This window comes from Crenobacter sp. CS_VA4, assembly GCF_055597485.1.
The window spans coordinates 64,757-76,363 of record NZ_JBVMAE010000013.1; the positions used below are offsets into that span (position 1 = coordinate 64,757).

14 protein-coding genes are annotated in these 11,607 nt (G+C 61.7%); 7 read left to right on the top strand and 7 right to left on the bottom strand.

The features are described 5' to 3' along the window. The first annotated feature begins 13 nt into the window (after positions 1-13). From ccoO to ACZ2IA_RS13710, 6 genes are all read left to right on the top strand, one after another. Positions 14-628 (top strand): cytochrome-c oxidase, cbb3-type subunit II, encoded by a 615-nt coding sequence (gene ccoO / locus ACZ2IA_RS13685; RefSeq protein WP_470293139.1) that lies wholly within the window; start codon positions 14-16, stop codon positions 626-628. Positions 629-631: 3 nt separating this feature from the next. Next, positions 632-820 carry a cbb3-type cytochrome oxidase subunit 3 gene (locus ACZ2IA_RS13690; RefSeq protein WP_470293140.1) on the top strand — a complete coding sequence of 63 codons (189 nt, stop codon included), beginning with the start codon at positions 632-634 and terminating at the stop codon, positions 818-820. Continuing rightward, entirely contained in the window at positions 821-1,744 is a 924-nt protein-coding gene (gene ccoP / locus ACZ2IA_RS13695; protein WP_470293141.1) for a cytochrome-c oxidase, cbb3-type subunit III, read from the top strand. 136 nt (positions 1,745-1,880) lie between these two features. Then, positions 1,881-3,335: a cytochrome c oxidase accessory protein CcoG gene (gene ccoG, locus ACZ2IA_RS13700; RefSeq protein WP_470293142.1), complete on the top strand. Its 1,455-nt coding sequence runs from the start codon at positions 1,881-1,883 to the stop codon at positions 3,333-3,335. 1 nt (position 3,336) lies between these two features. Next, the gene (locus tag ACZ2IA_RS13705; RefSeq protein WP_470293143.1) at positions 3,337-3,864 is read left to right on the top strand and encodes a FixH family protein; all 528 of its coding nucleotides are present in this window, start codon (positions 3,337-3,339) and stop codon (positions 3,862-3,864) included. Beyond that, complete coding sequence (locus ACZ2IA_RS13710) at positions 3,861-4,283, top strand: YbaY family lipoprotein (protein ID WP_470293144.1); 423 nt, start codon at positions 3,861-3,863, stop codon at positions 4,281-4,283. Before ACZ2IA_RS13705 ends, ACZ2IA_RS13710 begins: the two co-directional genes overlap by 4 nt. Positions 4,284-4,541: 258 nt before the next feature. Here ACZ2IA_RS13710 and ACZ2IA_RS13715 read toward each other — a convergent pair whose 3' ends face one another. Beyond that, positions 4,542-4,751: a hypothetical protein gene (locus ACZ2IA_RS13715; protein WP_470293145.1), complete on the bottom strand. Its 210-nt coding sequence runs from the start codon at positions 4,749-4,751 to the stop codon at positions 4,542-4,544. Positions 4,752-4,867: 116 nt separating this feature from the next. Here ACZ2IA_RS13715 and ACZ2IA_RS13720 point away from each other — a divergent pair, with 116 nt between their 5' ends. Continuing rightward, positions 4,868-6,244 carry a peptide MFS transporter gene (locus ACZ2IA_RS13720; RefSeq protein WP_470293146.1) on the top strand — a complete coding sequence of 459 codons (1,377 nt, stop codon included), beginning with the start codon at positions 4,868-4,870 and terminating at the stop codon, positions 6,242-6,244. A 374-nt stretch (positions 6,245-6,618) separates the two neighbouring features. Here ACZ2IA_RS13720 and ACZ2IA_RS13725 read toward each other — a convergent pair whose 3' ends face one another. The 6 genes from ACZ2IA_RS13725 to ACZ2IA_RS13750 all read right to left on the bottom strand — a co-directional run bounded on the left by ACZ2IA_RS13725 (position 6,619) and on the right by ACZ2IA_RS13750 (position 11,603). Then, positions 6,619-7,323 carry an SDR family oxidoreductase gene (locus tag ACZ2IA_RS13725; RefSeq protein ID WP_470293147.1) on the bottom strand — a complete coding sequence of 235 codons (705 nt, stop codon included), beginning with the start codon at positions 7,321-7,323 and terminating at the stop codon, positions 6,619-6,621. 12 nt (positions 7,324-7,335) lie between these two features. Further along, positions 7,336-8,226 (bottom strand): phenylalanine 4-monooxygenase, encoded by an 891-nt coding sequence (gene phhA / locus ACZ2IA_RS13730; protein ID WP_470293148.1) that lies wholly within the window; start codon positions 8,224-8,226, stop codon positions 7,336-7,338. A gap of 33 nt (positions 8,227-8,259) precedes the next feature. After that, complete coding sequence (locus ACZ2IA_RS13735; RefSeq protein WP_470293149.1) at positions 8,260-8,565, bottom strand: 4a-hydroxytetrahydrobiopterin dehydratase; 306 nt, start codon at positions 8,563-8,565, stop codon at positions 8,260-8,262. 79 nt (positions 8,566-8,644) lie between these two features. Continuing rightward, on the bottom strand, positions 8,645-10,033 hold the full coding sequence (locus ACZ2IA_RS13740) for an amino acid permease (RefSeq protein WP_470293150.1): 1,389 nt from the start codon (positions 10,031-10,033) through the stop codon (positions 8,645-8,647). Positions 10,034-10,257: 224 nt separating this feature from the next. Then, positions 10,258-10,890, bottom strand: a complete 633-nt coding sequence (locus ACZ2IA_RS13745) for a CoA transferase subunit B (RefSeq protein ID WP_470293151.1) — start codon at positions 10,888-10,890, stop codon at positions 10,258-10,260. An 11-nt stretch (positions 10,891-10,901) separates the two neighbouring features. Further along, positions 10,902-11,603, bottom strand: coding sequence for a CoA transferase subunit A (locus tag ACZ2IA_RS13750; protein WP_470293152.1), 702 nt, complete (start codon positions 11,601-11,603; stop codon positions 10,902-10,904). Positions 11,604-11,607: the final 4 nt, after the last annotated feature.

Genomic DNA, 11,607 nt, shown 5'->3' on the forward strand with positions numbered 1-11,607 from the left:
AGGTTTTTGCAAGATGGAAAAAATCCAAAGACTCATTGAAGAGCACGTCGGCTTCCTGATCGTGTTCACGCTGATCGTGATCAGCTTTGCCGGCCTGGTGGAAATCGTGCCGCTGGCGTTCCAGAAGTCGACCACCGAACCGGTGGCCGGCGTGAAGCCGTACACCGCGCTGCAGCTGGCCGGCCGCGACATCTACCTCCGCGAAGGCTGCTACAACTGCCACTCGCAGATGATCCGCCCGTTCCGCTCCGAAACCGAGCGCTACGGCCACTACTCGGTGGCGGGCGAATCGGTCTACGACCACCCGTTCCAGTGGGGCTCCAAGCGTACCGGTCCGGACCTGGCCCGCGTCGGCGGCCGTTATTCGGACGAATGGCAGCGCGTGCACCTGACCAACCCGCGCGACGTGGTACCGGAATCGATCATGCCGGCATTCCCGTGGCTGGCGCGCAACCTGGCCGACGCGGCCTCGGTGCCGAAGAAGATGGAAGCGCTGCGCAAGGTCGGCGTGCCGTACACCGACAAGGACATCGCCGAAGCGGCCGCCGAGGTCGAGGGCAAGTCGGAACTCGACGCGGTAGTCGCCTACCTGCAGGGTCTTGGCCTTGCCCTGAAGAATGCACGGTGAACCATGATGGACCTGACCGAATTCGGGCGTGCGCTGTTTACACTGATGTGTTTCGGCACCTTCATCGTGGTGGTCCTGATCGCTTACAGCAAAAAATCCAAGAAGCGCTATGACGAGGCGGCGAACATGCTGTTCGACGAAGACGAACCGGTCGACGCCTCGGCCAAGCGGCCTTCCAGCGGAGCAAAATAAATGAGTGACTTTGTCAGTGACTTTTGGGGAATCTGGATCTCCGTAATCGTCATCGGTGGTTTTATCGGTCTGGCGTACCTGCTGTACTCCCAGTCGAAAGCGGTCGTGGTAAAGGGAGAGAAGGTCGAGATCACCGGCCATATCTGGGACGGTGACCTGGCCGAGTACAACAACCCACTGCCGCGCTGGTGGATGTGGCTGTTCTACCTGACGCTGATCTTCGCCGTCGGCTACCTAATCGTGTACCCGGGCCTCGGCAAGAACCCGGGCCTGTTCGGCTGGACCTCGGTCGGCCAGTACAAGAAGGAACGCGCCGAAGCGGAAGCGAAATACCAGCCGCTGTACGACAAGTACCTGAAGCAAGACGTCAAAGCACTGGCCGCCGACCCGCAGGCACAGGAAATGGGCAAGCGCCTGTTCCAGACCTACTGCGTGCAGTGCCACGGCTCCGACGCGCGCGGCGCCAAGGGCTTCCCGAACCTGGTTCATCACGACTGGCAGTATGGTGGCACGCCGGAGAAGATCCAGGAGACCATCTCCGAGGGCCGTCACGGCCAGATGCCGGCGTTCGGCGCCGCGTTCGGCGAAGAAAAGGTCAAGGACGTCGCCAACTATGTGATGTCGCTGTCCGGCAAGCGCCATGACGCCGAGCGCGCCGCGCGTGGCCAGGAGACCTTCAAGGCGATCTGCGCGACCTGCCACGGTCCGGACGGCACGGGCAACCAGACCATCGGCGCGCCGAATCTGACGCACCCGAGCGGCAACTGGTTGTACGGTGGTACCGAGAAGACCATCATCGAGACCATCACCAACGGTCGCAGCAACCAGATGCCGACCTGGAAAGACTTCCTCGGCGAAGGCAAGATTCATCTGTTGACCGCCTACGTCTGGGGCCTCTCCAACAATCCGCGAGCCCCGCAGTAAACCGCTCCCCATACTGCCCGCTTAAGCGGGCAGTATGTTTTACGATGAACAGTCTACATTTTTGTAAATTGATAGAGTGGGTTTCGTCAAAGCCAGCCGGCGCTGGCTTTCGCGAAAACTTCTCCCGAGGTGCATCATGTCCGATTCGCTGAAGAATATTCCGATCAAGGTCGTACCGGCCACCAGCCCCGACGACTCCGGCCCGAACGAGCTGGAACAGGTGTCGCTGTACGAGGCGCACAAGAAGGTCTACCCGCGCGCGGTCAAGGGTCTGTTCAACAACTGGCGGGTGCTGTTCGTGCTGATCACCCAGTTGGTCTACCTCGGCACCCCGTGGCTGAACTGGAACGGCCGCCAAGCGGTGTTCTTCGACCTGGTGAACCGCAAGTTCTACCTGTTCGGCCTGACCATCTGGCCGCAGGACTTCGTCTATCTCGCCGCGCTATTGATGTGCGCCGCCTTCGGCCTGTTCACCTGGACCACCATCGCCGGCCGGCTGTGGTGCGGCTACTCCTGTCCGCAGACGGTGTACACCGAGATCATGCTGTGGATCGAACAGTGGGTGGAGGGCGACCACATGAAGCAGATGAAGCTCGACAAGGCGCCGATGAGCGCGCGCAAGCTGCGGCTGAAGACCACCAAGCACAGCCTGATGATCGCGTTCTCGCTGTTCACCGGCTTTTCTCTGGTCGGCTACTTCACGCCGATCCGCGATCTCGCCACTGCCCTGCCCCGCTTCGACTACGGGCCGTGGGAGATGTTCTGGATGCTCTTCTACGGCGGCTTCACCTATCTGTTCGCCGGCTTCATGCGCGAGCAGGTGTGCAAGTACATGTGCCCGTACGCGCGCTTTCAGGCGGTGATGTTCGACTCGGACACGCTGATCGTCTCCTACGACGAGGAACGTGGCGAGCCGCGCGGCGCGCGGCGCAAGGGCATCAACCCGCGCGACGAGGGCAAGGGCGACTGCATCAACTGCCACATCTGCGTGCAGGTCTGCCCGGTCGGCATCGACATCCGCCAAGGCCTGCAGTACGAGTGCATCGGCTGTGCCGCCTGTATCGACGCCTGCGACGACGTGATGGACAAGATGGGCTATCCACGCGGGCTGATCCGTTACACCACCGAGAACGCGCTGAACAAGGTCTACCCGGAGAGCCAGATCCTCTCCCGGCTGCGCCGGCCACGCGTGATACTGTACAGCCTGGTATTGTTGACGGTGCTGGCGGTGACGATCGGTTCGCTGGTGCTGCGCAAGCCATTCAAGGTCGACATCATCCGCGACCGCGCCACGCTGGTGCGCGAGACCAACGAAGGCTGGCTGGAAAACAGCTACAGCATCAAGCTGTACAACACCTCGGAACAAACCCAGCGCTTCCGCCTCTCAGTGAAGGGCCTGCCGGACATCAAGCTATCCACCGACACCCCGTTGGTCACCGTCCAGGGCAACGGCAGCGAAACGGTGGCGGTGCGCGTCGAGGCCGACCCGCAGTACGCCACGCGGGGGAGCCATGAGATCCATTTCGTCATCGAGTCGGTCGACAAGGCCGGTCAGGTGGACGAAGAGAAATCGAGTTTTATCGGAGAGTAAGATGCAGGTCAAAATGCAAGCGCCACGCCCGTGGTACAAGGAACCCTGGCCGTGGATCCTGATAGCGATCCCGCTGATGTCGGTGATCGTCGGCAGCTGGTACGCCTACCTGGCCGTCACCAGCAAGGACACGCTGGTCAGCGACGACTATTACAACCAGGGCAAGGCGATCAACCTGCAGCTCGACCGCGACAAGGCGTCGGCCGAGATGCAGTTGCTCGGCCAGGCGGTGTTCAGCGACGACATGCGCACCGTGCGGCTGATGATCCAGAGTAAGCAGCCGCTGGCACCGCAGCTGACGCTGCGCCTGTTGCACCCGACGCTCGCCGACCACGACCAGACCATCGCACTGAGCCAAGTCACCCCGGGGATGTACCAGGGCAGCCTGACCCCGTCCAAGGCAGAGCACTGGTACGTCCGCCTCGAGGACCCGAAGGGCAAGTGGCGCATCCAGGGCGAATGGCTGCCGGCCGACGGTCCGCAGGTGACGCTCGACCCGATGCTGCCGGACGGCGGGTCAGCCGAATGACGGCGATCGCGACGAAGCGCCGCCTGCTGCTGGCCGGTCTGGCCGCGACCCTGCTGGCCGGCTGCGCCACCGGCGGCGGCTACACCCCGACCTACCTGAACGGCAGCGTCGCTGTCCCGGCCGACAGCAAGCTGCCGCTCGCCAAGGTGCACGTCAAGGTGCGGCTGCTCGACGTCAGCCGTGCCGACGCACCGGCCGCGGTGTTGGCCGAACAGTATCTGAACCGACCCAAGGCGTTTCCGATGCCGTTCTCGCTGTGCTACGACCGCCGCGCCGTGCTGCCCGGCCATCGCTACACGGTCGACGCGCAGCTGTTCGTCGACGGCGAGCTGAGGATGCTCAACACCAGTCAGGTGCCGGCACTCGACCCGGCGAGCCCGGCCGAGCCGACCATCCCGCTCGACCGCATCGGCAGCTAAACCGAACTACGGTAGACAGAAGCGGAGCCCCCTGGGCTCCGCTTTTTTCATGTTCGCGCCATCTATCAGCCATGCCCGTCTCCTCCTTTCCCGCAGTTCGTGGGGTCCTGTGGTGCAGCACCGGTGGACAGCCAAGATCCTTCATGAAGCACGGTGCGACCGCAAAAAAACTCATCCAGCCCAAACACGGCATCAAGAAATCGTGAGTTTATTGCGTCGTCATTGAAAATACAGCCACAAAAGCGACGAACTTGGTCGTCATTCGATCACACTGTGCGCAATCGCATTGTCTGACCCTTTGACAATACCGTATACAAACTGCAATATAGCGCGCCGCCAAAAGCGGCGATTCTTCTTTGCAAACCAGTCGGTTAACAAAATCGGCGCAATACGGAAGCCAGACGACGTCTTATCGCGATGTTCTAATTTGAAAAATGACATTCCAATTAGAAAATTTTCCGCTTTCATTGCGGAACTCGCTGTGGCTATCATCGTCGCGCCTCCCACGACGGGGCGCAGACAACAACAAGTACATAAAAACACCGAACAACAGGTGTTCTCTCAAGTTGCACAAGGAACTATCAATGACCACACAAGCCCATCCGCGCGGTTTGTACCTGCTCTTCGTCACGGAGATGTGGGAACGCTTCAGCTATTACGGCATGCGCGCCATCTTCGTCCTGTTCATGATCAAGGCGCTGCTGTTCGACAAGGCGCACGCGTCGGACATCTACGGGACCTATACCGGTCTGGTCTACCTGACCCCGTTGATCGGCGGTTACATCGCCGACCGCTACTGGGGCAACCGCCGCTCGATCCTCGCCGGCGGCGTGCTGATGGCGATCGGCCAGTTCATGCTGTTCTTCTCCGGCTCGCTGCACGGCGCCAACGCACAGATGGCGTCGTGGCTGCTGTACGGCGGTCTGGGCTTTCTGATCGCCGGTAACGGCCTGTTCAAGCCGAACATCTCGTCGATGGTCGGCCAGCTCTATCCGAAGGGCGACAAGCGCGTCGACTCGGCGTTCACCATCTTCTACATGGGCATCAACGCCGGCTCGCTGATCGCGCCGATCGTCTGCGGTAGCCTGGGCGACACCGGCAACCCGGCCGACTTCAAGTGGGGCTTCATGGCCGCCGGCTTCGGCATGCTGCTGAGCCTCTTGGTGTTCTCGCTGTTCAAGAACAAGTACCTGGTCGACCCGCAGGGCAAGCCGATCGGCATGGCGCCGAAGAGTCACCACGAGAGCGGTGAAAAGGTGGTGCACGCGCCGCTGACCCGCGTCGAGAAGGAGCGCCTGGCGGTGATCCTGATCGTGTCGGCGTTCGTGATCTTCTTCTGGTCCGCATTCGAGCAGGCCGGCGCGTCGCTGACCTTCTTCGCCGAAGAGCAGACCAACCGCGACCTGCTGGGCCACGTGATCCCGGCGTCGTTCTTCCAGTCGATCAACCCGATCTCGGTGGTGATCTTCGCGCCGGTATTCGCGTGGATCTGGACCAAGCTCGGCCAGCGCAACAACGAGCCGAGCTCGCCGGTGAAGATGGCACTGGGCCTGTTCTTCCTCGCCATCGGCTACCTGGTGATCGCCTTCGGCGTACAGGGCCTGGCGCCGGGCGTGAAGGTGAGCATGATGTGGCTGACCAGCCTGTACGTGCTGCACACCTTCGGTGAGCTGTGCCTGTCGCCGATCGGCCTGTCGTTGGTGGTGAAACTGTCGCCGGCGCGCTTCACCGGCCTGATGATGGGCATCTGGTTCCTGTCGAACTCGGCCGCCAACAAGTTCGCCGGTACGCTGTCCGAGCTGTACCCGGACCCGGCCAAGCCGATCCCGCACTTCCTCGGTTACGCGATCACCAACCTGCACGACTTCTTCATGCTGTTCGTGATGATGGCCGGCGCAGCATCGCTGATCCTGTTCCTGCTGTCGATGAAGTTGAAGAAGATGATGAACGGCTTGAGCTGAGCCCGCTTCTTCCACCACGAAAGCGTCTGTCGTCGCAAAGACAGGCTTTCCTCAACCGCCGGGTTCGCCCGGCGGTTTTGCTTTGCTAAATCGAGACCCGGGGGTGGGGAGCGATACTGCCGCCTTTGGCCAGGATCACCCACACGACCCGAGTCAATTTGTTGGACCATGCACATGCCATGGCGATGTTCGAGTGCGCCGCGCCATCGCCCATCCGATCATGTGCTACCAGATGGAAGCGGTGCTTAGCGATGTCCGAACCGATGAGTGTGATGGGATCATGATCGTTCCCCGCGCAGAAGAGAAAACAGCCCAGCAAGCGAAGCCTGCTGGGCTGTTGGTTTCTGACTCACCATAGATTTGTTAACGGCTCTTCAACTCAGCCCTGTCACTGGGATGGCCGCTCCGTGGATAGCCCGCGCACCATCCGACGCAAGGAAGGCAATGGTGTCGGCGAGCGCATCGGGGGCAACCCAGCGGCTCGGGTCGGCATCGGGCATGGCGGCGCGGTTCTCAGGCGTGTCGATGATGCTGGGCAGCACACAGTTCACATTGATGTGATGCTCACGCAGCTCCGCGGCCATCGCCTCGGTCAGGCGGATCACTGCCGCCTTGGCCGCACAGTACGCCCCCATCTGGGCCATGCCCTTCTGCGCGGCGTTGGCCCCGACGTTGACGATTTTTCCCTGCCCGCCTTCGATCATCCGTGGCGCTACCGCACGAACAGTATGCAGCATGCTGCGCATATTGATGTCGAACAGGAAGTTCCAGTCTTCGTCGGAGGTTTCGTGTACCGGCGAGCCCATGCGGAAGCCGCCTGCAACATTGCACAGCACGTCGATCCGGCCGAAGCGATCGCATGCGGCCTGCACTGCACGACTCACCTGTTGCGGATCGAGCAGATCGGCAGCAGCGAACATCTGCTGCGCGCTTTCTGCACCGAATGCCTGCACCAGGCTTTCCTCCTGACGCTCCAGCAGCACCAGATTGGCGCCGCGTTCGGCGAACACTTTGGCCACCGCCTGGCCGAGATTGCCGGCGGCACCGGTGATCAAGACGGTACGCTTGTTGAAATCCATTTATTGTCCTTATTAAAGCGCGGCCGGGGCAGGCTGCCGCTTCGCGGCGCTGTAGTGGCCGGTACCGCGCGTGAGCACCCGATCGGTTGCCAGCACCTGTCCCGGCAGGTAGTCCGGCTGCCCTTTCACCTGCGCATAGATCGGATCGAAGTCGATTTTGGCCAGCTCGAGCAGCTCGTCCAGGTGATTCAACACGAAATAACTTTCCTGGAAGTCGTCGATCCGGTAGCGGGTGCGCATGACGCGGGCGAGATCGAAACCGATGCGGTTGGGCGAGGCGTCGTCCAGCGAGAAGATCGACTCGGTGTACGACGACACGATGCCGGCGCCGTAGATGCGCAGCCCATCCTTCTGCTGCACCAGGCCGAACTCCACCGTATACCAATACACGCGGGCCAGCTGATCCAGCATGCCGAGCTTCTGCGCCCGAAGCCCCCCCACTCCGTACGCCTGGATGTAGTCGGCGATGACCGGGTTCATCAGCATCGGCACATGGCCGAACACGTCGTGAAACACGTCCGGCTCTTCCAGATAATCGAGCTGGTCCGCCCGGCGCACGAAATGGCCGGCCGGAAAGCGCCGGTTCGCCAGATGTTCGAAGAACACCTCGTCGGGCACCAGGCCCGGCACCGCGACGACCTGCCAACCGGTGTGCTTCATCAGCACGTCGCTCAAGCGGCGAAAATCGGGGATCTGGTCAGCACCGATCGGCAGTGCGCGCATGCCGGCCACGAACTCGTCGCAGGCACGGCCAGGTAACAGCTTGGCCTGTCGTTCGAACAGCGTCTTCCACACCGCGTGCTCTTCGGCCGTATAGTTCTCCCAGCCCTGATCGATGGTCCAATCCGCGCGTTCGGGGCGCCCGGCATCGCCAGCCGCCGCGCCGTGTTTTACTACTTTCACATCTTGTTCCATGAGGTTTCCCTGCTTAGTCCGTCATGCGATCTCGGCGAAACGCGCGTAGGCCGCATCCGCGTAGCCAGCCCAGTCGAGGTCGCGTTGCGTCAGGCCATCGGCGTCGTGGGTGGTCAAGGTGATCAACACCCGGTTATAGACGTTGAACCATTCCGGATGGTGATTGCGCTGCTCGGCCACGATGGCCAATTGCGTCATGAAAGCGAACGCTTGGGGAAAGGTCTGGAACAGGAATTCTCGCGTGATCGCGCCACGCGCATCGTCGTAACACCATTGCGGCAGGCCGACCAAAGCCTGCGCCAACTGTTGGGGGAGCAGTTTTTCCATCCGCTTACTTTCTTCGGACGTGACCTCCCCCGCTCCGCGCCCAGTGGGCGGGAGAAGGGGAAGCTTCGGTCAATGTGGATTACTTGTTGGCGACGCCGCTAGGCAGCGGGGCGGCCGCACCTTTGGCTTTGAGCTGATAGCTAATGCCGAGGACGACCAGCCACACCGGAATCAGCACGACGGAGATACGCAACCCCGGGGTGAGATACATCACCACCAAGATGCCTGCCAGGAACGCCAGGCACAGGTAGTTGGTGAGCGGATAGCCCAGGCTTTTGAAGCGGGTTTGTTGCGCCGCCCGCTGCTTCTCACGACGGAATTTCAGATGGATGATGCTGATCATGGCCCAGTTGATCATCAGCGCGGATACCACCAGGCCCATCAACAACTCGAACGCCTTGCCCGGCATCAGGTAATTGATCACGACACAGGAAGCGGTGGCCAGTGCGGAAACACCCAGTGCGGCCAACGGTACCCCACGGCGGTTGACCTTCAGCAGCGATTGCGGCGCATTGCCCTGCTTCGCCAGGCCGTACAGCATGCGGCTATTGCAATAAACGCCGCTGTTGTACACCGACAGGGCGGCGGTCAGCACCACGACGTTGAGAACGGTGGCGACGATATTGCTGTCCAGCGCATGGAAGATCAGCACGAACGGGCTACCGCCATCGACCACTTTTTCCCACGGGTAGAGCGACAACAGCACACCCAGGGCCCCCACGTAGAACAGCAGGATGCGGTAGATCACCTGGTTGGTCGCGCTCGGGATGGTCTTTTCCGGGTTATCCGCCTCGGCGGCGGTGATGCCGACCAGCTCCAGGCCGCCGAACGAAAAGATGATGCCGGCCATCGCCATTACCAAACCGGAGATCCCGTGCGGGAAGAAACCGCCGTGCTGCCATAGATTGGTGACCGTGGCAGCAGGGCCGGCTGCGCCGCTAATCAGCAGATAGGCGCCGAAGATAATCATGCCGATGATCGCGGCGACCTTGACGATGGAGAACCAGAACTCCATTTCGCCGTAGTTTTTCACGCTGCTCAAGTTGACGGCATTGATCACCAAGAAGAACGCTGCGGCCGACACCCAGGTCGGCACGCCCGGCCACCAATACTGGATGTAGATGCCGACCGCAGACAGCTCGGCCATGCCGACCAACACGTACAGCACCCAGTAATTCCAGCCGGACATGAAGCCGGCGAACGGCCCCCAGTAGCGATTGGCGAAATGGCTGAACGACCCGGCCACCGGCTCGTCCACCACCATCTCGCCCAGCTGGCGCATGATCAGAAAGGCGATGAACCCGGCCAACGCATAGCCCAGCAGCACCGAAGGGCCGGCCATCTTGATGGTTTGTGCGATACCGAGAAACAAGCCGGTACCGATCGCGCCACCTAGCGCAATTAGCTGAATGTGGCGATTCTTCAGCTCGCGCTTCAGCTCATCATTCGACTGATGTGAAATCATCATTTCTCCTCTGCAGCATGTATTTATTTACGCTCTACGACCTACACCCTCTTCACTGTCCGGGGTGTTTTCTGGCAATGATCGCGTAGGCGAGACCGACGGACGCGATCATTTCCAAGGTTTTTCTGTGGCAGAACTGCATTTCTTCTTGTTTTGCGACGGTTTTTAAATCGAATAAAAAGTCCTCATAGTGAATATGTCGACAAGAAGCCCGGTCGTCCCGGCCCTCAGGCCGTCTTCAGAGATGCACCGGTCAGCGCCTGCATATCGCCGATCGTCACACCCGGTGCCAGCTCGATCAGCCGCAGGCCTTCGGCGGTCACGTCGATCACGCCCAGGTCGGTGATGATGCGGTTGACCACGCCGCAGCCGGTCAACGGCAGCGTGCAGCGCTCGACGATCTTGTGCGCGTCGCCCTTGGCGACATGCTCCATCAGCACCACCACGCGGCGCGCGCCGGCCACCAGGTCCATCGCGCCGCCCATGCCCTTGATCATCTTGCCGGGGATCATCCAGTTCGCGAGGTCGCCGGTTTCGCTCACCTGCATCGCGCCGAGGATCGCCAGGTCGATATGCCCGCCGCGGATCATCGCGAACGAGTCGGCGCTGGAGAAGAACGACGCGCCCGGCAGCGCGGTCACCGTCTGCTTGCCGGCGTTGATCAGATCCGGGTCGACTTCGTCTTCGGTCGGGAACGGGCCGATGCCCAAGAGACCGTTTTCCGATTGCAGCCACACCTCCATCCCCTCCGGGATGTGATTGGCCACCAGCGTCGGCAGGCCGATGCCGAGGTTCACGTAGTAGCCGTCTTGCAGCTCCTGGGCGGCGCGCGCCGCCATTTCATCGCGGGTCCAAGCCATGCGCTGTTTCCTTAAGCCGGGTTGCGGACGGTGCGCTGTTCGATGCGCTTTTCCGGGGAGGCGTTGACCACGATGCGGTCAACGTAGATGCCGGGCAGGTGGATCTGGTCCGGATCGAGCGCGCCGGTCTCGACCAGCTCTTCGACCTCGACCACCGTCACCCGGCCGGCCATCGCGCACAGCGGGTTGAAGTTGCGCGCGGTCTTGTTGAACACCAGGTTGCCGGCCTTATCGGCCTTCCACGCCTTGATCAGCGCCACGTCGGCGGTGAGCGAGTGCTCGAGGATGTGCGGCACGCCGTCGAACTCGCGCACCTCCTTGCCCTCGGCCACCACGGTGCCGACGCCGGTGCGGGTGAAGAAGGCCGGGATGCCGGCGCCGCCGGCACGCAGCTTTTCGGCCAACGTGCCCTGCGGGGTGAACTCGAGTTCCAGCTCACCGGCGAGGTACTGGCGCTCGAATTCCTTGTTCTCGCCGACGTAGGACGAAATCATCTTGCGGATCTGGCGGGTGGTAAGCAGTTGGCCGAGCCCGAAGCCGTCGACGCCGGCGTTGTTGCTGATGCAGGTGAGGTTGGTCGCGCCGCTGTCGCGCAGCGCGCCGATCAGCGCTTCGGGGATGCCGCACAGGCCGAAGCCGCCGACCGCGATGGTCTGGTTATCGCCTACCACACCGGAGAGAGCCGTTTCGGCACTAGCAAACAGTTTGTTCATCAGG